Here is a 23,341-nt window from a genome sequence, read left to right on the forward strand (position 1 = left end):
TCCTCTAAGACGTTTAATCACAACGCTAGATCCTCAGGTGTAAATGTCATCTTGAACGAACGATATTGGTTGAAATCGCTCGGCTTCATACCCTGCATCTCGGTCAAACGACCAATGTTCTTCACCGCAGCCACCGCCGAACTGTCATACGGGCCGTCACCACTGGAACGGGCCACGCTAACGCTGGTGATGGTGCCGTCCGGCAACATGTTGATCTGCAGGACCACCGTCATGCCCTTGCGCGCGGAAGGCGGACGCGCCCAGCCCTCGGCCGCGCGCATGCGGATCAGGTCGTCGAAGTCGCCGGCCACCTGGTCCCCCTGCTCGTCGGCCAGCGCCTGCTGCCGCTCGGTGGTGTCGGACAACAGCTCGGCCAGGGCCTGGGCTTTCTTGTCTTCTGCCGCCTTGCGGGCCGCTTCCTGTGCCTTTTTCTTCTGGGCGTCTGCAGCGGCCTTTTTCTTGGCCTCTTCAGCTGCCTTCTTTTTCGCTTCCTCGGCCACCGCTTTTTTCTTGGCGTCCTCGGCGGCTTTTTTCTTGGCCTCTTCGGCTGCCTTTTTCTTGGCGTCCTCGGCGGCTTGCTTCTTCGCCTCTTCAGCGGCCTCTTTCTTGGCCTCTTCTTCGGCTTTTTTCTTGGCTTCTTCCTCGGCCTTCTTCTTGGCGATGTCAGCCTGCTGTTTCTCGGCAGCTTTCTTCGCCTCTTCGGCCTTCTTGGCTTCGGTGGCTTTCTTGGCTTCGGCAGCCTTGGCGGCTTCGGCAGCGGCCTCGGCTTTTTTCGCTTCGGCGGCTTCGCGGGCCTCTTCGGCCTTTTGAGCGGCGTCGGCTTTCTTTTGTTCCGCAGCCTTCACGGCCTCTTGCTCGACCTTCTTCTGTTCCAGCTGCTCGACCTCGGTCTGGCGCGAAGCGGTTTTCTTCGCCTCCCCGGCAATCTTCTGATTGGTCTGGGTGGTTGCCTGGCTCTTGGACTTGAGCTGGTACAGGGTAGCCTGGACGATCGGCTTGGCAGGTGGCAGCTCGGGCGTCATGGCAAAACTGACGAACAGCAGGGCGAACACCAGCACATGCAGGCCGATGGCCCAGACGCTGGGCCAGAAGTAGCTTTCCGAGGCGGATGGCTCTCGCTGTTGCATCAGGGCGCCTCGGTAATCAGGCCAACGTTACCGACACCGGCCTTCTGCAACCCGCCCATGGCACCCATGACCGCGCCATAGTCGACAGCCTTGTCGCCACGAATGAATACCTGGGTCTGTTTGCCCTGGTCACGGCCAGCGGCAATGATCTTGGTCACCGCGTCGGTCATGGCAGGCAAGGTCATGGCCTTGTCCATCTGCTTATCGGTATCGACTTCGCTGCCGAGGTTCCAATAGTAGGTCTTGTCGGCCTTGATGGAGATGGTGAGGATCTGGACGTTGTTGTCCTGCGGCAAGGCTTCGCTGGAAACCTTGGGCAGGTCGACCTTCACGCCCTGGTTGAGCATGGGCGCCGTCACCATGAAGATGACCAGCAGCACCAGCATCACGTCGATGTAGGGCACCACGTTCATCTCGGCGACGGGCTTGCGTTTGTGGCGAACTCGGGCCATGGGCTTCTACCTGATTACTCTTCGCTGGTGTGCACTTTGCGGTGCAGGATCGCCTGGAACTCGTCGGCGAAGGTGTAGTAACGGCCAATCAGCACTTCGCTGCGGGCCGCGAAGCGGTTGTAGGCGATAACCGCAGGGATTGCCGCGAACAGGCCGATGGCGGTGGCGATCAGCGCTTCGGCGATACCCGGGGCGACCGTGGCCAAGGTGGCCTGCTGGGCGCTGGCCAGGCCGCGGAAGGAGTTCATGATGCCCCATACGGTACCGAACAGGCCGATGTACGGGCTGGTCGAACCGACAGTGGCCAGGAACGGCAGGCTTTGCTCGAGTTTTTCTTCCTCGCGCGAGATCGCCACGCGCATGGCACGGCCAACGCCTTCCATGACCGCGTCCGGGTCAACACCCGGCTGCTGACGCAGGCGTGAAAACTCCTTGAAGCCGGCACGGAACACCTGCTCGACACCGGAATCCGGGTCTGGGTTGCTGCCTGCCTGGCGGTACAGCTTGGACAGGTCGATGCCCGACCAGAAGCGCTCCTCAAAGGCATCCAGCGCACGACGACCGGCACGCAGCATGGTGCTGCGCTGGAAGATCATGATCCATGAGGTGACCGAGGCGGCCACCAAGGTCAGCATTACCAGCTGTACCACCACGCTGGCATTGCTGACCAGACTCCACATGGAGGTATGGTCGACGACGTTAGCTTCCACGCTTTATTCTCCTGCGTTCGATTGATTACCCGAGCCGTCCGCCGCAAAGGCGTTGCGCAGCTCCGGGGGTATGGCTCGGGGTTTGAAAGTGTCGGCGCGCACGGCGGCCACCAGGAACTGCCCTTCGCAAAGCAGCGTTTCATCCTTCTCACGCCAAACCTGTTGCACGAAGCGCAGGCTGGCACGATTGAGTTCAAGTACTTGCGCGGTGACCCGCAGTTCGTCATCCAGCCGCGCCGGCGCGTGATAGCGCGCTTCGCTGGAGTGGACCACGAACAGCAGGTTGTCTTCGGCCAGCTGCGACTGGGAAAAGCCCAGGTGCCGTAGGCGTTCGGTGCGCGCGCGCTCCATGAATTTCAGGTAGTTGACGTAATACACCACGCCGCCCGCATCGGTGTCTTCGTAATAGACGCGACAACGGTGTGCGAACGGTTCGAGCTGATTTTGCGCGCGCATACTCTAGTGCTTACTCCTCAGCTTGCCAATCCGCTATGGCAACTGTTTTTCGTTCATTAATGTCTTATTGCCAGCGCACCCTTGGCATGCCAGCGGTAGGACCACGGAAAGTCGCTTTCGATCTGTCATTCATCGCCTGGTTCGGAAAAATCACCGGCCGCCCCCAAGCGCCCGGGAATATTCAGGCCAAAGTGCAGGTAGGCGTGCCGGGTGACCACTCGGCCGCGCGGCGTACGCATGATGTAGCCTTGCTGGATGAGGTACGGCTCAAGCACGTCCTCGATGGTGTGGCGTTCTTCACTGATGGCCGCGGCCAGGTTGTCCACCCCCACCGGGCCGCCGTCGAACTTCTCGATCATGGTCAGCAGCAGCCGGCGGTCGGAATGGTCGAAGCCGCGCTCGTCGACATCCAACAGGTTCAGCGCCATGTCGGCCACGGCCTTGGTAATCTGCCCCTTGCCGCGCACCTCGGCGTAGTCACGCACGCGGCGCAGCAGGCGGTTGGCGATACGCGGTGTGCCACGTGCACGGCGGGCGATCTCGTAGGCGCCCTGGTCTTCGATGACCAGGCCAAGGATGTTGGCCGAGCGGCTGACGATGGTGGCCAGGTCCTTGTCACTGTAGAACTCCAGGCGCTGGACGATACCAAAGCGGTCACGCAGCGGGTTGGTGAGCATGCCGGCGCGGGTGGTGGCACCCACCAGGGTGAACGGTGGCAAGTCGAGCTTGATGGAACGGGCCGCCGGCCCTTCACCGATCATGATATCGAGCTGGAAGTCCTCCATCGCCGGGTACAGCACCTCTTCGACGACCGGTGACAGCCGGTGAATCTCATCGATGAACAGCACGTCGTGGGGCTCGAGGTTGGTCAGCATGGCCGCCAGGTCGCCGGGGCGCTCGAGAATCGGCCCCGAGGTACTCTTTACCGACACGCCCATTTCGTGGGCAATGATGTTGGCCAACGTGGTCTTGCCCAGGCCCGGCGGGCCGAAGATCAAGGTGTGATCGAGCGATTCACTGCGGCCACGGGCGGCCTGGATGAACAGCGCCATCTGTTCGCGCACCACCGGCTGGCCGATGTACTCGTCCAGCCGCAGCGGGCGGATCGCACGGTCCTGGACTTCTTCACGGTCGCGGCCACTGGCGGCGATCAGACGGTCGGCTTCGATCACTTGGTAATCATCCCTTTCAAGCTGCGGCGGATCAGCTCTTCACTGCTCAGGCCTGCCTTGTCCTTGATCGCGGCGATTGCCTTGCTGGCTTCCTGCGGCTTGTAGCCCAGCGAGACCAGGGCGCTGACAGCGTCGGCTTCGGCTGTGGACTCGCTGGCCACCGGCAGCGGGCCATCGGAGACCAGGGTGAACATGGCCGGGGACGTTTCCCAGGCCTTGAAGCGGTCCTTGAGCTCGACCAGCAGGCGCTCGGCGGTTTTCTTGCCGACACCGGGCACGCGCACCAAGGCCGACGTATCCTGGGCCTGCACGCAGCGCACCAGCTCGTCCACTTCCAGCCCGGACATCAGCGCCAGGGCCAGCTTTGGCCCCACGCCATTGAGGCGAATCAACTCGCGGAACAGCTCGCGTTCGCGCTTTTCGGCAAAGCCATAGAGCAGGTGGGCGTCTTCGCGCACCACCAGGTGGGTGTGCACGGTGACGGTTTCGCCCAATTTGGGCAGACGGTACAGCGTGGTCATAGGAACTTCCAGTTCGTAGCCCACGCCGTTGACGTCGATAATCAGGTGCGGCGGCTGTTTTTCCGCCAGGGTGCCGCGCAAACGTCCAATCACGTTCCAATCCTTCCTCTCGGGGAGCCGGTCAAAGACCGCTCAACCCTATCAGCAAATGCAACGGGTAACTGCTTCACCCGGACAAATTTTGTATCTGCGCATGAAGCGCTCAAAGACGCAAGCGCCCACCACGACGGCGTGCCGTGGCCAGGCCATGCGGTACCAGGCTAGAACGGGTGTGGGCGTGGCACAGGGCGATCGCCAGGGCGTCCGAGGCGTCTATCTGCGGCTTTTGCGTCAGTTTCAGCAGGTGCATGACCATCATCATTACCTGCTCCTTGTTGGCTCCGCCGGTACCGGCTACAGCTTGCTTGACCTGGGTGGCGCTGTATTCGGCGATTTCCAGGCCGGCTTCGGCGGCGGCGACGATGGCCGCGCCACGGGCCTGGCCAAGCTTGAGCGCCGAGTCGGCATTGCGGGCCATGAATACCCGCTCGATGCCCATGGTCACCGGGCCGTGCTGGGCGATGATTTCACTGACGCCACGGAAAACGATCTGCAGCCGCTCGTGCAGCTCGCCACTGCCGGTGCGGATACAGCCCGACGCCACGTACTCGCAACCACGGGCGGTCTGGCGCACCACGCCGTAACCGGTGATGCGTGAGCCGGGGTCGATACCAAGAATCAGAGTCATAACACCTGCAGAGCTTTACAATTTTCACTGGCCTATTCGCGGGCAAGCCCGCTCCTACAAAGACCTCGCGATCCCTGTAGGAGCGGGCTTGCCCGCGAATAGGCCTTCAAGGCCAACGCAACGACCTTAGCCGAGGTTTTCCATGATCTCGTCGGAAATCTGGGCGTTGGAGTAGACGTTCTGTACGTCATCCAGGTCTTCGAGCATGTCGATCAGTTTGAGTACCTTCTCGGCACCGTCTTGATCGAGCTCGGCACTGGTGGTCGGCTGCATGACGATTTCCGCGTCATCAGCCTTGAAGCCCGCCTCTTCCAAGGCGTTGCGCACAGCGTAGAAGCTGTTGAACGAGGTGAACACGTCGAACGAGCCGTCCTCGTTAGCCACCACGTCGTCGGCATCGGCTTCCATCGCCGCTTCCATCAACGCGTCTTCGTCCACACCCGGGGCAAAGCTGATCTGCCCCTTGCGCTCGAACAGGTAGGCCACCGAACCGTCGGTACCGAGGTTGCCGCCACACTTGGTGAAAGCATGACGCACGGCGGCGGCAGTGCGATTGCGGTTATCGGTCATGGCCTCGACCATGATCGCCACGCCACCCGGGCCGTAACCCTCGTAGCTGAGTTCTTCGACGTTGTCGCTTTCGTTGGTGCCAGCACCACGCGCCACCGCACGATCAATGATGTCGCGACTCATGTTGGCGCCCAAGGCCTTGTCCAGCGCCAGGCGCAGACGCGGGTTGGATGCCGGGTCAGGGCCGCCCTGCTTGGCAGCGACCGTCAGCTCGCGGATCCACTTGGTGAAGACCTTGCCTCTCTTGGCATCCTGGCGCTCTTTGCGGTGCTTGATGTTCGCCCACTTGGAATGACCAGCCATATCGACTCCGAATCCTTTGAATCACAAACAGCCCCGCCCCTTGACGGGGCGGGACGGGAAAATGCCTGCGCCGAAACGCAAAGGCGCATCCATGTGGATGCGCCCGAGGACTGCTTACTCGACCTTGGTCTGTTCGCGCAGTCGGATGTGCAGCTCGCGCAGCGCCTTGGCGTCGACCAGGCCAGGGGCCTGGGTCATGACGCACGCAGCGCTCTGGGTTTTCGGGAAGGCGATCACTTCACGGATCGACTGGGCGCCGGTCATCAGCATGACCAGGCGGTCCAGGCCGAAGGCCAGGCCACCGTGAGGCGGTGCACCAAACTTCAGCGCGTCGAGCAGGAAGCCGAATTTCTCTTCCTGCTCTTCGGCCTGAATACCCAACAGGCGGAATACCGCCTGTTGCATTTCCTTACGGTGGATACGGATCGAACCGCCACCCAGCTCAGTGCCGTTCAGAACCATGTCGTAGGCACGCGACAGCGCGGTGGCCGGGTTGGCCTCGAGCTCTTCCGGGGTGCACTTCGGCGCAGTGAACGGGTGGTGCAGTGCGGTGAAGCTGCCGTCTTCGTTTTCTTCGAACATCGGGAAGTCGACGACCCACATCGGTGCCCACTCGCAAGTCAGCAGCTCGAAGTCGTGGCCCAGGCGGATACGCAGCGCGCCCAGCGCCTCGCTGACTACCTTGAACTTGTCAGCACCGAAGAACACGATGTCGCCATCTACGGCGCCAACGCGGTCGAGGATGTTGTTGAGGTTGGCCTCAGGGATGTTCTTGACGATCGGCGACTGCAGGCCTTCGACGCCTTTGGCGCGCTCGTTGACCTTGATGTAGGCCAGGCCCTTGGCACCGTAGATGCCGACGAACTTGGTGTACTCATCGATCTTGCTGCGCGGCATGCTGGCACCGCCTGGCAGGCGCAGGGCGGTAACCCGGCACTTAGGATCGTTGGCCGGGCCGGCGAATACCTTGAAGTCCACATCCTTCAGCTGGTCGGCAACGTCGACCAGCTCCAGCGGAATACGCAGGTCCGGCTTGTCGGAACCGTAGCGACGCATGGCCTCTTCGAAGGTCATGTGTGGGAAATCACCGAACTCCAGGTCCAGCACTTCCTTGAACAGCTTGCGGATCATGCTTTCGGTCAGGCCCATGATCTCGCTTTCATCGAGGAAGCTGGTCTCGATGTCGATCTGGGTGAATTCCGGCTGGCGGTCGGCCCGCAGGTCTTCGTCACGGAAGCACTTGGCGATCTGGTAGTAACGGTCGAAGCCGGCGACCATCAGCAGCTGCTTGAACAGCTGAGGCGACTGCGGCAGGGCGAAGAAGCTACCGGCGTGGGTACGGCTAGGTACCAGGTAGTCACGCGCGCCTTCCGGGGTGGCACGGGTGAGGATCGGCGTTTCGACGTCGAGGAAGCCGTTTTCGTCGAGGAAGCGGCGGATGCTGCTGGTGATGCGCGAACGCAAGCGCAGCTTGTCGGCCATTTCTGGGCGACGCAGGTCGATGAAGCGGTAACGCAGGCGGGTTTCCTCGCCGACGTCGGAGTATTCATTCAACGGGAACGGCGGGGTTTCCGCTTCGTTGAGTACGTTCAGCTGGTAGCCGAGGATCTCGATGGCACCGGAAGCCATGTTGGCATTCACTGCACCTTCAGGGCGCTTGCGGACCTTGCCGGTGATCTGCACGACGTACTCGCTGCGCACGCGGTCGGCGGCAGCGAAGGTTTCGGCGCGATCCGGGTCGAACACGACCTGGGCCATGCCTTCGCGGTCACGGATGTCGAGGAAGATCACCCCGCCGTGGTCGCGGCGACGATGGACCCAGCCGCAAAGGGTGACTTCCTGGCCGTCCAGGCTCTCGTTCAGTTGGCCGCAATAATGGCTGCGCATCATGATGGTGGTTTCGCTTCTCGTGATTCGTGTATTCGGTGGAGGCCTTGGCCGCCCAGAGGGCTAATACTGCAAGACCCAGTCACAGCATTCAACTCAGTCGGCCTTGTCGCCGCCTGCCAGATTCTTTTTCGCCCCGGTCTTGAAGTCGGTTTCGTACCAACCGTTACCGCTCAGGCGAAAGCCTGGCACCGACAGCAACTTTTTCAGTGCCGGCGCCTGACAGGCCGGGCAATCGGTCAGCGGCGCGGCGCTGATCTTCTGCAGCACTTCCATGCGGTGCTCGCAGGATGCACATTGATAGTCATAAAGGGGCATGGGTGTCTCTCGTCAACCACAACGCTGGCTGCCAGGGCAGCAAAAAGCGGGATTATATATGGTTAACAAGCACTGCGCAGCCCGCCAGGCGATCAGCGCACACTTGGTGGGTCTTGCAGCCAGGCGACGCAGATTACCCGAACCAGCCCGCTGAAGTTGCGTACCCCGCCCTGGCGTAGGTGTACTTCGCGGTCCACGTAGGACAATACTGCGCTGACCGAACAGCGGTTAGCCGCGGCGATGCGCTCGAGAATGCCCCAGTAGACGGCCTCCAGGCGCAGGCAGGTGGAAAAGCCGTTGAGCCGCACCGAGCGCGACACCGGTTGAGCCTGCAGCATGTCGAAATCCGCCTTGAACGGATCGATGCAGTGTTTTCCCGGCCAACGCCCCAGGCCAACCACACGCTTGCTTGCTTGCATCATCACCCACTTCCTCGTCCCAGGTAACAGGTGGCCTATGAAGCGCTGACGAGCGAGCTTAAAGCAGCGGCAAAATCTTCCTGCACAAAATTTAAAAAGCATGCACCCCCATATCGATTGCCATAAAGCGCCCTCCCCATAAGGTTTGAGAAGCGGGTGCGCAACACTGGGGCAACACCGCGCCCTGCGGCCTGCGGTTTGAGTAGCCTGCGGCTTTACTGTTAAATAGGCACCGTGCCACCCGTGCAGACTGTTATTGCCGGGTGCATAGGCTGGCCCGTCACGTGTTCGCGCTTTACACCTCATGCGCACCGTGCTGCCAGCTCTTCCTGTGATCGGCCTTATTAACTGTGAGCCAACCCCATGTTCAAGATCGTCCACCTGGTGACGGGCGTGGCAGCCTTGCTGCTATCGCTCATACCCAGCCTGAAAGCTGATGCGACACCCTTCCTGCAACAACCCGACGCGGTCTACCTGGCCCTGCTCGGCCTGCTCAACCTGACCCTGGCCCCGGTGGTGCCACTGTACTACCGCGGCGCGCGACAACAGCTGCAGCACCTGGCCTGCGCCCTGCTGGTGGTGGCGGTGGTGCTGCAGACCCTGACGCTGCTGGCCCGCCCAGAAATGGGTAACCTGGCAGCACTGGTCTGCGCAGCGCTAGCGGTGGCTGTGCACCTGGCCGCGGGCTTTGCCCGCAGCCCGCGCAAGGCCCGCGCCAGCCAGCACACGGTACAGGATGCCGGCAACCGTGATACCGGTACCGTGAAATGGTTCAACACGTCCAAAGGCTTTGGCTTCATCTCCCGCGATTCGGGTGACGATATCTTCGTGCACTTTCGCGCCATTCGCGGCGAAGGCCACCGCATTCTGGTCGAAGGCCAGCGCGTGGAGTTTTCGGTAATGCACCGTGACAAGGGCCTGCAGGCCGAAGATGTGGTAGCAGTAACCCGCCGCTGATTTTGCAGGCAATCGACCACCTCTGTGGGGCAGCATGCCCCACAGAGGTGTGTTCAATCAGCCTACAGCTATAACGACGCCTGGGATCAATAATGAGGCGGTGGCGCCTCCTCCCCTTCGCTGCCGTACTGGCCGACCATTTCTTCGTAACGCTTGATCAGCTCGGCCACCTGCAATTGCAGGCGCTCGATCACTCGCCCCTGCTCGACCACCACATCATTCAGCGCCTGGAGGGTGTCATCCTGGAACGCCTGACGGGTTTCCAGCTCGACCATACGCATTTCCAACGCCATGTCAGGCCTCTGTGTAGCCAGTGAGTTTCAGTTCACGCAGGCGCTGGCGAATGGCTTCGACCTGCTCGTCGGTGTAGGCCAATGCCGGGCACTTGCCCCAGACCGGTGCGGGCCAGGCGGCGTCGTCACGCTGGCGCACGATCACATGCATGTGCAGCTGGCTGACCACATTACCCAAGGTAGCCACGTTCATCTTGTCCGCGCCGTAGCTGGCCTTCAACGCTTCGGCCAACAGGGTGGTTTCTTGCCACAACTGCTGTTGCTGCGTGGCATTGAGGTCGAACACCTCACTGACCCCGGCGCACTTGGGCACCAGGATGAACCATGGGTAGTTGGCATCCTTGCTCAGCAGCAACTGACACAGCGCAAACTCCCCCAGCACCAGGGAATCCTGCTGCAAACGCGAATCCAGGACGAACACGGCAAATCTCCTTCAGGCAGAACCAACCCGCTGACGCGGAACACTGGCTGGTAAGGATACCTTGCACGCTCCCGGTAACACAGCGCTACTTTTCGCACCAAAATGAGGCCGTGCGCCTCGCAACGACACCCCGACCACCCCACAGGTGACGCCGCATTAACAAGTTGCGGTAACACATTGACTTTCATGACAGCTTTCTAAACTTTAATGATTCTCGACTCCATCACCCACCCAACAAGGTTTGGCCCCGTGTTTACGGCACATTCCGACCTCCGGTAGCAGGTTTTGTGAAAATTTCATGAAGTGTTGCGAATTTTGAGCACGCTTGTTGCATTCCTTTCACGCCAAGTCGGCACGGCATCTGCAATGGCGGATGTACGCGACAAATAACAACAGCGGAATTGGTTACCAGGGAGTTTCCCCTTACCGGAATCGATAGTTACAGGTTCGTGACGGTGGCAGGAACAACGCTGGGGTTGTACGGCCCTTAAACCGGGGCGTGATTTGCGACACGGAAATACTTAAAAGCGACATGGCGAAAAAGTTCCGCAAAGAGTGCTTATAGCCATATCGCCAACAACAGTCAGCGTGCTATACATTTTCGCCGACATAACAAGAAAGAGCTGCCCCATATAACTAAAACACTTGGACGCAGCGGTACTCTTCCTAAAAACCAAAGGAGCAAATCACGATGCGCGTGATGAAGTGGAGCATGATCGCCCTGGCCGTTGCGGCAGGGACCTCGCAGTTGGCAATGGCCTCGGCACAAGACGAGTCCAAAGGTTTCGTTGAAGACAGCAAGCTGAACGTCAAAACCCGCATGCTGTACTTCAGCCGTGACTTCCGCAACAACCCGTCCGGCACCCAGAGCCGCGTTGAAGAAACCGGCCTTGGCTTCCTCGGCACCTTCGAGTCGGGCTTCACCCAAGGCGCTGTAGGCTTCGGCGTCGATGCCATCGGCATGCTCGGCCTGAAACTGGACAGCGGCAAAGGCCGCGCTGGCACCGGCCTGTTCCCGGAAGGCTCCGACGGTCGTTCGCAGGATGACTACTCCGAAGCTGGCGGCGCAGTGAAAATGCGCGTCTCCAACACCGTGCTGAAGTGGGGTGACCAGTTCACCGCCCTGCCAGTACTCGCGACCGACGACAGCCGACTGCTGCCGGAAGTTGCCGAAGGCGGCTTGATCACCAGCAACGAAATCGACGGCCTGACTCTGCATGCCGGTCATTTCACTGCACTGAACGCGCAAGCCCAGACTTACCACGACAGCCTGAACCTGACCAAGGCCGACGTTTTCGGTGGCACCTACGCCCTTACCGATAACCTTAGCACCAGCGTCTACTACTCGCACGTCGAAGACCACTTCCGCAAATGGTACGGCAACATCAACTGGGCGCTGCCGATCAGCGACAAACAAGGCCTGGTGTTCGACTTCAACATCTATGACACCAAGTCCATCGGCGACAACCTGACCGGTGCATTCGTCAGCAAGGCTGACGGCAGCAACGAACTCGACAACATCGCCGCCAGCCTGTCGGGCGCCTACAACATTGGCGCCCACACCTTCACCCTGGCTTACCAGCAGGTTACCGGCGACGGTGACTACGCCTACGGCGTCGACGGTGGCGGCTCGGTGTTCCTGGCTAACTCGGTGGCTCGTTCCGACTTCAACGCCGAAGACGAGAAGTCCTGGCAGGCGCGTTACGACCTGAACTTCGCCGAATACGGCGTACCAGGCCTGACCTTCATGACCCGTTACGTTCGCGGCTCCGGCGCGTCTACCCGCACCACCGACGACGGCAAGGAATGGGAACGCGACATCGACGTCAAGTACGTGCTGCAGCAAGGCCCAGCCAAGGACCTCAGCTTCCGCGTACGCCAGGCCACCTACCGTTCGGGCGATGGCGTCTACTACGGTTCCCCATCGATCGACGAACTGCGTCTGATCGTGGAGTACCCGCTGAGCATCCTGTAAGCCTGGCTTGCAGTGCCCCGCACCTGAAAAAGCCCGGCGATCACGCCGGGCTTTTTCTTGGCTGACAAGCGTCACGCCCTGGGGCATTCTGTACGCTTTCGTTTCGCCCCCGTACAATGCGGGGTCATTTCAATGTCTTAGGCAATCGACACGGCCCACCATGCGCACCAGTCAATATTTGCTCGCCACCCAGAAAGAAACCCCTGCCGACGCAGTGGTCATCAGCCATCAGCTCATGTTGCGCGCCGGCATGATCCGCAAACTGGCCTCCGGCCTGTACACCTGGCTGCCGATGGGCTTGCGAGTGATGCGCAAGGTCGAAGCCGTGGTGCGCGAGGAAATGAACGCCGCCGGCGCCCTCGAAGTCCTGATGCCCAGCATCCAGCCCGCCGAACTGTGGCAGGAGTCCGGCCGCTGGGAGCAATACGGCCCCGAGCTGCTGCGCCTGAAAGACCGCCACCAACGTGACTTCTGCGTGGGCCCGACCCACGAAGAGGTGATTACCGACCTGGCCCGCAACGAGCTGTCCAGCTATAAACAGCTGCCACTCAACATGTACCAGATCCAGACCAAATTCCGTGATGAGATCCGCCCGCGCTTCGGCCTGATGCGTGGCCGCGAGTTCATCATGAAAGATGCCTACTCGTTCCATGCCGACCAGGCTTCCCTGCAGGAAACCTACGACCGCATGCACCAGGCGTACAGCAACGTATTCACCCGCCTGGGCCTGGACTTCCGCCCTGTGCAGGCAGACACCGGCTCCATCGGTGGCAGCTACTCGCACGAGTTCCACGTACTGGCCGAGTCCGGCGAGGACGACGTGATCTTCAGCGACAGCTCCGATTACGCCGCCAACATCGAGAAGGCCGAGGCCATCCCACGTGAAACCGTGCGCCCCGCCCCTACCGAGGAGCTGCGCCTGGTCGACACGCCAAACGCCAAGACCATCGCCCAACTGGTGGAAAACTTCGGCCTGCCGATTGAAAAAACCGTCAAGACCCTGATCGTGCGCGGCGCCGAAGAAGGCAAGCTGGTCGCCCTGATCGTCCGTGGCGACCACGAACTGAACGAAATCAAAGCCACCAAGCTGGAACAGGTAGCCGACCCGCTGGTGATGGCCACCGAAGCCGAGCTGCGCGACGCTATCGGCGCCGGTGCTGGCTCGCTCGGCCCGCTGAACCTGCCGCTGGAATGCATCATCGACCGCTCGGTTGCCCTGATGAGCGACTTCGGCATTGGCGCCAACATCGACGACAAGCACTACTTCGGCGTTAACTGGGAACGCGACCTGCCAGTTCCCCAGGTCGCCGACCTGCGCAACGTGGTGGAAGGCGACCCGAGCCCAGACGGCCAGGGCACCCTGGTGATCAAGCGCGGCATCGAAGTGGGCCATATCTTCCAGCTCGGCACCAAGTACAGCGAGGCACTCAAGTGCCAGGTACTGGGCGAGAACGGTAAGCCAGTCGTGTTGTCGATGGGCTGCTACGGCATTGGTGTATCCCGTGTGGTCGCAGCTGCTATCGAGCAGAGCTATGACGACAAGGGCATTATCTGGAACGACGCCCTGGCCCCGTTCCAGATCGCCCTGGTACCGCTGCGCTACGAAACCGAGGTGGTCCGCGAGGCAACCGACAAGCTGTACGCAGAACTGACTGCCGCCGGTTTCGAAGTGTTGCTGGACGACCGCGACAAGAAGACCAGCCCAGGCATCAAGTTTGCCGACATGGAGCTGATCGGCATCCCACACCGCATCGTCGTCAGCGATCGCGGCCTGGCCGAAGGCAACCTGGAGTACAAGCACCGCACCGAGCAGGACGCCCAGGCGTTGCCGCTCAACGAAGTGCTGAGCTTCCTGCAGGCCCGCGTTCGCCGCTGATAACCAATGCACGAGTGATCATGTTCAAGCGAAGTACCTTTACCCTGGGGGGCGCCGCACTGTGCGGCGCCGTGCTCGTCAGCGGCTGCGCCAACCAGATGTCCCAGCGCAGCGACCATGAGGAGCGCGTCGAGCGCAAACTGCTCGAGCACACCCTGCAGATCGATGTCGGCGAGCCCAAGGTAATGGAGCTGCCGCAACGGCGCGTGCGCGTGCATGAGTTGAAGCACTTCGAAGTCACCGAGTTCGAAGTCACCCGCAGCTATGACCGTTACACGCCTTACCAGCCCTGGCGGGAGATCTACGAGATCCCGCTGGGCGCGGTGGCCGTGGTGGCAGGCGTCGGTGCCAACGTAGTGAATGTCTTCGCCCTAGGCAACCTGCCGGAAAGCATGACCCACGACTGGCTCAGCTATGGCGTGGACGGGCTCAACCCGTTCATGAACGTGCCGTCCAATGGCCGTGCCCAGCAGAACCTGGCCGGGATCAGCGAAGTGCAGAAGGGCAAGCGTGAGGAGTCCACCAGCGTGCCCTGGAGCGAACGCCTGGTCGAGGTCAAGGCCGGCAAGATGACCCACGAGCTGACCACCGACAGAAACGGCGTGCTGCGCCTGAACCTGCTCGACAGCCCGTTCTCCGAGCAAAACCTCAACCACATCGGCACCCTGCACTTGCAGGTACTCGACGAGGACAATGCAGTACGCGGCGATGCCAGCCTGCTGGTCAGCGCCACCCTGCGCAACAAGTTGCTCGAAGCCCACGAGCTGATCTTCGATGACCTTGAAGATGATGATGTTGGCCAGTGGGTGCATCGGGTCAAGCGCTTGTCCGAGCTAGGTTTGGAAGAAGAAGCCAGCGAAATGGAGCAGAGCCTGATCGAGCTGACCCGCAACGATCCGGAGCTGCAACAGGAGTTTTTGCAGTCGCTGACCAAGGCCACTGGCCGGTTGGTGGCTGACCCGGGCGTGCAATGACACCTTGGGGCTGCTTGCAGCCCCTTTTCATTTAGGCGGGAACAGCTCCAGCTGCTCATGCGCGCCGCGCAAATCGCGCAACCTCACCCCTACCCCCAGCAAGCGCACCGGCTTGCTACCGCGGGCGAACGCCTGCCCCAGCAACTGTCGATAACTCTCCAGGTCCCTGCCCGCCCCCGCCTGCTCCATGGTGGTCTGGCTGAAGTCATGAAACTTGACCTTGACGAAGGGTTTGTCTGGCCGGTAACTGCTGTCCATGCGGGCGATGCGCTCGTTCAGGCTTTCAAGCAGTTCGGGCAGCCGCGCCAGGCAACTAGCCAAGTCCGGCAGGTCGGTGTCGTAGGTGTTTTCGACGCTGACCGACTGCCGACGGCTGTCGTTATGCACCGCACGCTCATCGATACCCCGCGCCAGCCCCCACAAACGCTCACCAAAACTGCCGAACTCGCGCACCAGGGCCAAGCGCGACCATTCGCGCAGGTCCAGGCAGGTTTCGATCCCCAGCCGCGTCAGCTTGTCTGCGGTGACCTTGCCTACCCCATGCAGCCTGGCTACCGGCAAGGCCGCAACGAACGCTTCCACTTCACCGGGGGTAATCACGAACAGCCCATTGGGTTTGCGCCAGTCGCTGGCGATCTTGGCCAGAAACTTGTTTGGCGCCACACCTGCCGACACGGTGATATGCAGAGTGCGGGCTACACGGCGGCGAATATCTTCGGCGATACGCGTGGCACTGCCCGCATACCAGTGGCTGTCGCTCACATCCAGGTAGGCTTCGTCCAGCGACAGGGGCTCGATTAGCTCGGTGTAGTCGCGGAAGATGGTGTGGATCTCCCGCGAGGCCTCACGGTAAGCCTCGAAGCGCGGCTTGACGATCAACAGGTCGGGGCACAGCTTGAGCGCATGCCGGGCGGACATCGCCGAGCGCACGCCATAGGCACGTGCTTCATAGTTGCAGGTGGCGATGACCCCACGATGGTCGGGCGAACCGCCCACAGCCATCGGTCGCCCGGCCAGGCGCGGGTCGTCACGCATCTCGATCGCGGCATAAAAGCAATCGCAGTCGACGTGGATGATCTTGCGCAAGGACATGGGTGACCGTCAGCACTGTAAATTCATACAGATAGTATCGCATGCAGGCTATTGTGAAACACCTTGCCCCGGCCATGACCCGACAATCTGCCCGAAAGCCCCGCCGTGCCTGAGCTGCATCCTGATCTCAAACGCTAAGGGTTTGAACAAAAAAGGATTTTTTACGGAAATTGCTTGACACAGGGAAGGAAATCCGTAGAATTCGATCTCACAGGCGCGGGATGGAGCAGCCTGGTAGCTCGTCGGGCTCATAACCCGAAGGTCGTCGGTTCAAATCCGGCTCCCGCAACCAGATTCGAGAAAAGGCCACTGTTAACGCAGTGGCCTTTTTCTTTGCGCGAAAGAAAGCCAAAAGCAAAAAGTGTCGATAATTCAAATGCTAGGCATTGACACAACTTCGATAGCCTGTAGAATGCGCCCCACTGACGCGGGATGGAGCAGCCTGGTAGCTCGTCGGGCTCATAACCCGAAGGTCGTCGGTTCAAATCCGGCTCCCGCAACCAGATTCAAGAAAAGGCCACTGTTAACACAGTGGCCTTTTTCTTTGCGCGAAAGAAAGCCAAAAGCAAAAAGTGTCGATAAATCAAACACTAGGCGCTTGACACACCTTCGTTAGCCTGTAGAATGCGCCCCACTGACGCGGGATGGAGCAGCCTGGTAGCTCGTCGGGCTCATAACCCGAAGGTCGTCGGTTCAAATCCGGCTCCCGCAACCATATTCGTCAGAACAAACCCCGCCTGTGTAACAGCAGCGCGGGGTTTGTTGCATTTCGTCGCCTGAAAACTTCAGCTCCCCCCTTGGTCACCCAGCCAACCCGCAGCGTTGAGGGGTCCCACTCTGGATGAACTATCTTTAACCCTGCTGGACGACTGCAAGTCACGTCGCCAGGAGTAATATCTGGATACGTTTTCCAAAGGGACTTCACCTTGGCCGCACCTTCCCCCCGCCTCGCGCCACACGCCCGAGGCCATTCATGACTTCCCACCCACCTGAAGCCCAAGTGCCGCTAACCCCCGCGCTACCAGTGGCCGCCAAACACCTGCCCTGGCTTGAACGCTTGAGCCGCTACCGTCAACCGATCGGCCTGGGCGTGACCTTGGTGCTGTTTGCCATGGCCTTGGTCGCCTGCCGTCATTTGCTGAGCGAGCTGGATATCTACGCTTTGCACGATGCCATGCTCAGCGTGCCGACGCAGTCACTGCTCGGGGCCTTGCTGGCAACGCTGGTCGGGTTCGTGATCCTGCTGGGTTACGAATGGTCGGCCAGCCGCTTCGCGGGGGTAAAGCTACCTGCCCGCAGCCTGGTGCTGGGCGGTTTCAGTGCCTTTGCTATCGGCAATGCGATCGGCCTGTCGATGCTCTCGGGGGGCTCGGTGCGCTATCGCCTGTATGCACGCCAGGGGCTAGGTGCTGGCGAAGTGGCCCGGATGACTGTTTTTGCCAGCCTGTCGCTGGGCTGTGCATTGCCCCCGCTGGCTGCCCTGGCAACCCTGAGCGACCTGCAAGCAGCGTCGACCGCGCTGGGGCTGTCGACGGCGCTGCTGGCAAGCATCGCCAGCGCCGTGCTGGTGTTATCCACCCTGCTGGTGATTGGGCTTTATCGCAGGCGCTTGGCCGAACAGCCATTGGCTGACAACCTGCTGGTGCAACTGGGCCGCCGCACACTGCGCCTGCCCGGCGCACGCCTGGCCGCCCTGCAATTACTTATTACCGCACTGGATGTCGCCGCTGCTGCGACCGTGTTGTACCTGCTGCTGCCCGAAGCGCCGCCTTTTGGCGCCTTTATCCTGGTGTACCTGCTGGCCCTGGCCGCAGGCGTGCTCAGCCACGTGCCGGGCGGCGTGGGCGTGTTCGAGGCCATATTGTTGGCGGCTTTTGCCAACCAACTCGGTGCCGCACCGCTGGCCGCAGCGCTGCTGCTGTACCGGCTGATCTACGTGGTACTGCCGCTGCTGCTGGCCTGCGTGCTGCTGCTGGCTAATGAAGCTAAGCGCCTGCTGCTCGCGCAACAGGCCATCAAGGCGGCTTCCGGGCTGGCGGCGCCGATCCTGTCGATCCTGGTGTTCTTGTCCGGTGTGGTGCTGTTGTTCTCGGGTGCCACGCCGGAGATCGACACACGCCTGGAGCACATGGGGTTTCTGGTGCCGCACCGCCTGATCGATGCCTCGCACTTCGGCGCCAGCCTGATCGGCGTGCTGTGCCTGCTGCTGGCCCAGGGCCTGCGCCGACGCCTATCGGCCGCCTGGCTGCTGACCACCGTGCTGTTGCTGGTCGGCGCCCTGTTGTCGCTGCTCAAGGGCTTCGACTGGGAAGAGGCCTGCCTGCTGACCTTTACCGCCGCCCTGCTCGCCCTGTTCCGCCGCTCCTTCTATCGCCCCAGCCGCTTGCTGGAGCTGCCATTCTCGCCGGTGTTCCTGGTGGCCAGCGCCTGCACGGTCGGGGCATCGGTGTGGCTGTTGCTGTTCGCCTATCAGGACGTGCCCTACAGCCATCAGCTGTGGTGGCAGTTCACCCTCGATGCCGACGCCCCGCGTGGCCTGCGTGCCGCCATGGGCAGCGCCTTGCTGTTGGCGGCCGTGGCTCTGACCTGGCTGCTGCGCACCGCACCGCCAGTGATCCACCTACCAGATGAACAGGAACTGCAACGTGCCAACCGCATTCTGCTGGCCTCTGACCAGCCCGATGGCGGCTTGGCCCTGACCGGTGACAAGGCGCTGCTGTTCCACCCGCGTGACAACGCCTTCCTCATGTATGCCCGTCGCGGCCGCAGCCTGGTGGCCCTGTACGACCCGATCGGCCCGGCCCAAGAGCGCGCCGAAATGATCTGGCAGTTCCGCGACCTGTGCGACCTGCACCACGCCCGGCCGGTGTTCTACCAGGTGCGCGCGGAAAACCTGCCGTTCTATATGGACATCGGCCTAACCGCGCTGAAGCTGGGCGAAGAAGCCCGGGTCGACTTGCGCCGTTTCGACCTCGAAGCCAAGGGCAAGGAGATGAAGGACCTGCGCTACACCTGGAACCGCGGCGGCCGTGACGGATTGAGCCTGGAAATTCATGAGCCCGGCCACGCCCCGCTGGCAGAGCTGAAGGAAATTTCCGATGCCTGGCTCAGCGGCAAGAACGTGCGCGAGAAAGGCTTTTCGTTGGGGCGCTTCAGCCCAGACTACCTGCAACATTTCCGCATTGCCCTGATTCGCTTCCAGGGTCGCCCGGTGGCGTTCGCCAACCTGCTGGAGACCCATGGTAACGAGCTGGCCAGCCTGGACCTGATGCGTGCGCACCCCGAGGCGCCAAAGCTGACCATGGAGTTCATGATGATTGGCCTGATCCTGCATTACAAAAGCCATGACTACGCGCGCTTCAGCTTGGGCATGGTGCCGCTTTCCGGCCTGCAGCCGCGGCGTGGCGCCCCGTTGACCCAACGCCTGGGCTCGATGGTGTTCCGCCGTGGCGAACAGCTGTACAACTTCCAGGGCTTGCGGCGCTTCAAGGACAAGTTCCAGCCGGACTGGGAACCCCGCTACATGGCCGTGCCGGCCGGGCTCGACCCGCTGGTGGCACTGGCCGACACCGCCGCCCTGATCGCTGGCGGCCTGACTGGATTGGTGAAACGTTAATGACCCGACGCTATTGGCTGTATCTGCTGGTTCCCCTGCTGCTGGCCGCCTTGGGAGGCGCGCTGGCGTTCTGGCTATGGACGCGCCCCGCCCCCGAGGCACACCTGGAACAACTGAGCCTCGAAGATGTCCGCATCACCCGCGTGACCCCAGGCGTGCACCCCACGGCCCGGGTGGCCATCGGCGTGCCCCAGGACCAGGCATTGACCGACAAACAGTTGTTGGACCTGGCCCAGGCCGGCGCAGCCGAGCTGGTGCAGGTGATCTTGCCGCCGAACGATTGCAGCAAGCAGCAACAGGCCATGGACCAAGCCCTGGCCGAACTGCCGGAAAAGCCGACCCTGGTAGCCGGGATCGGCCCGGGCGCTGCCCAGGCCTGGCGTTGGCTGGCTAGCCAAAACGATGACAAGGCGCGGGCGATTTCGGTGGATTTCAGCGTGGAGCAACCGGGCTGCCAGGCACCGCTGCCCAAGTCGGCCGCCCACGGCCACTGGAGCGTCGCTTGGAACGACAACCCGGATGACGCCAGCGCCGCCTTCGTGCGCGACCAGGCCAATGCCGAAACCAGCATCAGCGACTACGACATCCATCTGCCACAAGTGCTCAAGGCTCAGCTGACCCAGGCCTTGGTTGGCCACGACGGCAACGCCCTGGCCATCCCGGTGGTCGAGGTGCCAGCCGGGCAGACGACCGACACGGTCACCCTGTTCCTTTCGGGCGATGGCGGCTGGCGTGACCTGGACCGCGACGTGGCGGGCGAAATGGCCAAATTGGGCTACCCGGTGGTGGGCATCGACACGCTGCGCTACTACTGGCAGCACAAGACCCCGGAGCAAAGCGCCGCCGACCTGTCCGAGCTGATGCAGCACTACCGGCAGAAATGGGGCACCAAGCGCTTCGTGCTAACCGGCTATTCGTTCGGTGCCGACGTGTTGCCCGCGATCTACAACCGCCTGCCGGTCGAGGACCAGCAGCGTATCGACGCGGTGATGCTGCTGGCCTTTGCCCGCAGTGGCAGTTTCGAGATCGAAGTCGAGGGCTGGCTGGGCAAGGAAGGCCAGGAAGCGCCTACCGGGCCGGAAATGGCCAAGCTGCCGGCGGCCAAGGTGGTGTGCGTGTACGGCGTGGAAGAAACCGACGAGAGTGGTTGCACCGACAACACAGCGGTGGGTGAGCGCTTGAAACTGCCTGGCGGGCACCACTTCGACGAAAACTACCCGGCCTTGGCCAAGCGCTTGATTGGCGAGATCGAGACACGCCAGGGCAAGTCGAGCGTGGCCGAACAGAACTGACGTCCATCCCTTGCTGGCCTGGTGGGAGCCCCTCTCTTCATCAGAACCTGAAAGCTTGCGCGATTGAACTGCGCCCCAGATGTTGGACACCCGTCCATCTTCTGCGGCGCAGTTCAGATCACTGTAGGAGCGGGCTTGCCCGCGAACACGGGCAAAGCCCGTGCATCCTGCTTCGCGGGTGAACCCGCTCCCACATAGCGCGAGCCGCGCCCCTCAGATCTCGACCTGGGTACCCAGTTCGATCACCCTGTTCAGCGGCAGGTTGAAGAACCGCAAGTTGCCGTTGGCATTCTTCAACAGGAACGCAAACAGGTTGCCCCGCCAACGCGACATGCCTTCCAGCCGCGACGCGATCACCGTCTCGCGGCTGAGGAAGTAGGTAGTGCGCATAGGGCTGAAGTCCAGGTCGTCCAGGTGGCACAGCTTCAACGCCGCCGGCACGTCCGGCTCGTCCATGAAGCCAAAGTGCAACAGCACGCGGAAGAACCCGTCGCCATAGGCCTCAACCTCAAAACGCTCCTGTTCCGGCACCCGTGGCCGGTCCTCACTGACCACCGTCAACAGCACCACCTGGCTGTGCAGCACTTGGTTGTGCAGCATGTTGTGCAATAGCGCATGGGGCACGGCATCAGACCGTGCCGTGAGGAACACCGCCGTGCCTTCGACCCGGTGCGGTGGTTGAATGCGTATGCTGCTGATGAACAACGGCAGCGGCAGTGCACCTTCGTCGATGCGCTCTACCAGGATCTGCTTGCCGCGCTTCCAGGTACTCATTAACAGGAACAACACACCGCCAGCCAATACCGGGAACGCACCACCCTGGACGATTTTCGGCACGTTGGCGGCAAAGAACAGCCCATCGACGAACAGAAAGCCCAGCAAAATCGGCACCGCCAGCATCGGCGGCCATTTCCACAGCAGCAGCATTACCGCCGAGACCAGAACGGTGGTCATCAACATGGTACCGGTCACCGCCACGCCATAGGCCGCGGCCAGGGCACCGGACGACTCGAAGCCAATCACCAGCAGCACCACGCCGACCATCAGCGTCCAGTTCACTGCACCGATGTAGATCTGCCCCTGTTCGTCACTGGAGGTGTGCTGGATCTGCATGCGTGGAATGTAGCCCAGTTGGATGGCCTGGCGAGTCAACGAGAAGGCCCCCGAGATTACCGCCTGTGAGGCGATCACCGTGGCCATGGTGGCCAGCCCGACCAACGGCAGCAGCGCCCAGCCCGGCGCCAGCAAGTAAAACGGGTTGCGCGCCGCGTCCGGGTTTTGCAGCAGCAGGGCACCCTGGCCAAAGTAGTTGAGCACCAGCGCCGGCAGCACCAGGATGAACCAGGCTCGGGCGATCGGCTTGCGGCCAAAATGGCCCATGTCTGCGTACAGCGCTTCGGCACCGGTCAACGCCAGCACCACCGCGCCAAGAATGGCCACGCCCATGCCGGGGTGAACCACGAAGAAGTTTACCGCCCAGCCCGGGTTGAACGCCTTGAGCACTTCCGGGCTCTGGGAGATGCCGTGAACCCCCAATGCGCCCAGCACCACGAACCAGGTGACCATGATCGGGCCGAACAGCTTGCCGATTTTCTCGGTGCCGTGCTTTTGCACCAGAAACAGCGCCACCAGCACCACCAGCGAAATCGGCACCACCCAGTGGTCGATGCCGTCAAATGCCAGGCCCATGCCTTCCACTGCCGACAACACCGACACCGCCGGGGTGATCATGCTGTCGCCATAGAACAATGAGGCCCCAATCAACCCGCACACCACCATCAGCGTACGCAACCGCGGGTAGGACGCCGTGGCCCGCCGGGCCAATGCGGTCAGCGCCATGGTACCGCCCTCACCCTGGTTGTCGGCGCGCAGGATGAACATCACGTACTTGAACGACACCACCCACAGCAACGACCACAAGATCAGCGACAGGATGCCCAACACGCCGTCATGGTTGACCGGTACCCCATAACCGCCACTGAAGACTTCCTTGAGGGTATACAGCGGGCTGGTGCCGATATCGCCATAAACCACCCCGACCGCCGCGACCAGCAGGCTCACCGAGCGCGCCGCCCCCTGCTTCCCCTCGTGCCCGCCTTCGGCATGACTGCTTGCCTGAACCATCGACCACTCCTGCAGACGGCCTATTGAGGCCCTTGGTATTCACTGTTGCCCAGGCTGGT

21 protein-coding genes and 3 tRNA genes are annotated in these 23,341 nt (G+C 61.7%); 9 read left to right on the forward strand and 15 right to left on the reverse strand.

Annotated features, from left to right (window positions below):
* Positions 1-17: 17 nt before the first annotated feature.
* The 11 genes from tolA to DV532_RS19055 form a co-directional block, all read right to left on the reverse strand.
* Entirely contained in the window at positions 18-1,127 is a 1,110-nt protein-coding gene (tolA, locus tag DV532_RS19005) for a cell envelope integrity protein TolA (RefSeq protein WP_056804501.1), read from the reverse strand.
* Entirely contained in the window at positions 1,127-1,579 is a 453-nt protein-coding gene (tolR, locus tag DV532_RS19010) for a protein TolR (protein WP_003254760.1), read from the reverse strand. The genes tolA and tolR overlap by 1 nt, the downstream gene beginning before the upstream one ends.
* A gap of 14 nt (positions 1,580-1,593) precedes the next feature.
* On the reverse strand, positions 1,594-2,289 hold the full coding sequence (gene tolQ / locus DV532_RS19015; RefSeq protein ID WP_010952367.1) for a protein TolQ: 696 nt from the start codon (positions 2,287-2,289) through the stop codon (positions 1,594-1,596).
* Between the two features lie 3 nt (positions 2,290-2,292).
* Positions 2,293-2,745 carry a tol-pal system-associated acyl-CoA thioesterase gene (gene ybgC, locus DV532_RS19020; RefSeq protein WP_056804497.1) on the reverse strand — a complete coding sequence of 151 codons (453 nt, stop codon included), beginning with the start codon at positions 2,743-2,745 and terminating at the stop codon, positions 2,293-2,295.
* Between the two features lie 125 nt (positions 2,746-2,870).
* Positions 2,871-3,917 (reverse strand): Holliday junction branch migration DNA helicase RuvB, encoded by a 1,047-nt coding sequence (gene ruvB / locus DV532_RS19025; RefSeq protein ID WP_056804494.1) that lies wholly within the window; start codon positions 3,915-3,917, stop codon positions 2,871-2,873.
* The gene (gene ruvA / locus DV532_RS19030; protein ID WP_056804492.1) at positions 3,914-4,531 is read right to left on the reverse strand and encodes a Holliday junction branch migration protein RuvA; all 618 of its coding nucleotides are present in this window, start codon (positions 4,529-4,531) and stop codon (positions 3,914-3,916) included. Before ruvA ends, ruvB begins: the two co-directional genes overlap by 4 nt.
* 109 nt (positions 4,532-4,640) lie before the next feature.
* On the reverse strand, positions 4,641-5,165 hold the full coding sequence (gene ruvC, locus DV532_RS19035; RefSeq protein ID WP_012273769.1) for a crossover junction endodeoxyribonuclease RuvC: 525 nt from the start codon (positions 5,163-5,165) through the stop codon (positions 4,641-4,643).
* A gap of 126 nt (positions 5,166-5,291) precedes the next feature.
* Positions 5,292-6,038: a YebC/PmpR family DNA-binding transcriptional regulator gene (locus DV532_RS19040; RefSeq protein ID WP_056804489.1), complete on the reverse strand. Its 747-nt coding sequence runs from the start codon at positions 6,036-6,038 to the stop codon at positions 5,292-5,294.
* Positions 6,039-6,152: 114 nt separating this feature from the next.
* Positions 6,153-7,928: an aspartate--tRNA ligase gene (gene aspS, locus DV532_RS19045; protein ID WP_056804486.1), complete on the reverse strand. Its 1,776-nt coding sequence runs from the start codon at positions 7,926-7,928 to the stop codon at positions 6,153-6,155.
* Positions 7,929-8,021: 93 nt separating this feature from the next.
* Positions 8,022-8,243: an FmdB family zinc ribbon protein gene (locus DV532_RS19050; RefSeq protein ID WP_003254776.1), complete on the reverse strand. Its 222-nt coding sequence runs from the start codon at positions 8,241-8,243 to the stop codon at positions 8,022-8,024.
* 92 nt (positions 8,244-8,335) lie between these two features.
* Entirely contained in the window at positions 8,336-8,665 is a 330-nt protein-coding gene (locus DV532_RS19055) for a ribbon-helix-helix domain-containing protein (protein WP_056804481.1), read from the reverse strand.
* 360 nt (positions 8,666-9,025) lie between these two features.
* Between DV532_RS19055 and DV532_RS31080 the strand changes: the two genes are divergently transcribed.
* Positions 9,026-9,619, forward strand: coding sequence for a cold-shock protein (locus tag DV532_RS31080; protein ID WP_056804478.1), 594 nt, complete (start codon positions 9,026-9,028; stop codon positions 9,617-9,619).
* An 86-nt stretch (positions 9,620-9,705) separates the two neighbouring features.
* Here the strand turns inward: DV532_RS31080 and DV532_RS19065 are convergent, their stop codons facing one another.
* Positions 9,706-9,912: a SlyX family protein gene (locus DV532_RS19065; RefSeq protein ID WP_056804475.1), complete on the reverse strand. Its 207-nt coding sequence runs from the start codon at positions 9,910-9,912 to the stop codon at positions 9,706-9,708.
* 1 nt (position 9,913) lies between these two features.
* Positions 9,914-10,333, reverse strand: coding sequence for an HIT domain-containing protein (locus DV532_RS19070; protein ID WP_056804472.1), 420 nt, complete (start codon positions 10,331-10,333; stop codon positions 9,914-9,916).
* 691 nt (positions 10,334-11,024) lie between these two features.
* On the opposite strand from DV532_RS19070, the gene DV532_RS19075 reads away from it, so the two are divergent.
* From DV532_RS19075 to DV532_RS19085, 3 genes are all read left to right on the forward strand, one after another.
* Positions 11,025-12,308 carry an OprD family porin gene (locus tag DV532_RS19075; RefSeq protein ID WP_056804470.1) on the forward strand — a complete coding sequence of 428 codons (1,284 nt, stop codon included), beginning with the start codon at positions 11,025-11,027 and terminating at the stop codon, positions 12,306-12,308.
* A 160-nt stretch (positions 12,309-12,468) separates the two neighbouring features.
* Positions 12,469-14,184 carry a proline--tRNA ligase gene (locus DV532_RS19080; RefSeq protein WP_056804467.1) on the forward strand — a complete coding sequence of 572 codons (1,716 nt, stop codon included), beginning with the start codon at positions 12,469-12,471 and terminating at the stop codon, positions 14,182-14,184.
* A 20-nt stretch (positions 14,185-14,204) separates the two neighbouring features.
* A complete protein-coding gene (locus DV532_RS19085; protein WP_056804464.1) occupies positions 14,205-15,158 on the forward strand; it encodes a hypothetical protein in 954 nt (317 codons plus the stop codon).
* Between the two features lie 27 nt (positions 15,159-15,185).
* On the opposite strand, the gene dinB is transcribed toward DV532_RS19085, so the two are convergent.
* The gene (gene dinB, locus DV532_RS19090; protein ID WP_162241142.1) at positions 15,186-16,244 is read right to left on the reverse strand and encodes a DNA polymerase IV; all 1,059 of its coding nucleotides are present in this window, start codon (positions 16,242-16,244) and stop codon (positions 15,186-15,188) included.
* A 221-nt stretch (positions 16,245-16,465) separates the two neighbouring features.
* On the opposite strand from dinB, the gene DV532_RS19095 reads away from it, so the two are divergent.
* From DV532_RS19095 to DV532_RS19115, 5 genes are all read left to right on the forward strand, one after another.
* Positions 16,466-16,542: transfer RNA gene (locus tag DV532_RS19095), tRNA-Met, on the forward strand.
* 134 nt (positions 16,543-16,676) lie between these two features.
* Positions 16,677-16,753 (forward strand) — tRNA-Met (locus DV532_RS19100).
* Positions 16,754-16,888: 135 nt separating this feature from the next.
* Positions 16,889-16,965, forward strand: a tRNA-Met gene (locus DV532_RS19105).
* A gap of 258 nt (positions 16,966-17,223) precedes the next feature.
* Entirely contained in the window at positions 17,224-19,866 is a 2,643-nt protein-coding gene (mprF, locus tag DV532_RS19110; protein ID WP_056804457.1) for a bifunctional lysylphosphatidylglycerol flippase/synthetase MprF, read from the forward strand.
* Complete coding sequence (locus DV532_RS19115) at positions 19,866-21,158, forward strand: virulence factor family protein (protein ID WP_056804454.1); 1,293 nt, start codon at positions 19,866-19,868, stop codon at positions 21,156-21,158. Before mprF ends, DV532_RS19115 begins: the two co-directional genes overlap by 1 nt.
* A gap of 213 nt (positions 21,159-21,371) precedes the next feature.
* Here DV532_RS19115 and DV532_RS19120 read toward each other — a convergent pair whose 3' ends face one another.
* The gene (locus tag DV532_RS19120; RefSeq protein ID WP_056804451.1) at positions 21,372-23,282 is read right to left on the reverse strand and encodes a potassium transporter Kup; all 1,911 of its coding nucleotides are present in this window, start codon (positions 23,280-23,282) and stop codon (positions 21,372-21,374) included.
* Positions 23,283-23,341: the final 59 nt, after the last annotated feature.

Origin of the sequence: Pseudomonas sp. Leaf58, from assembly GCF_003627215.1 — a bacterium.
Lineage (GTDB): Bacteria > Pseudomonadota > Gammaproteobacteria > Pseudomonadales > Pseudomonadaceae > Aquipseudomonas.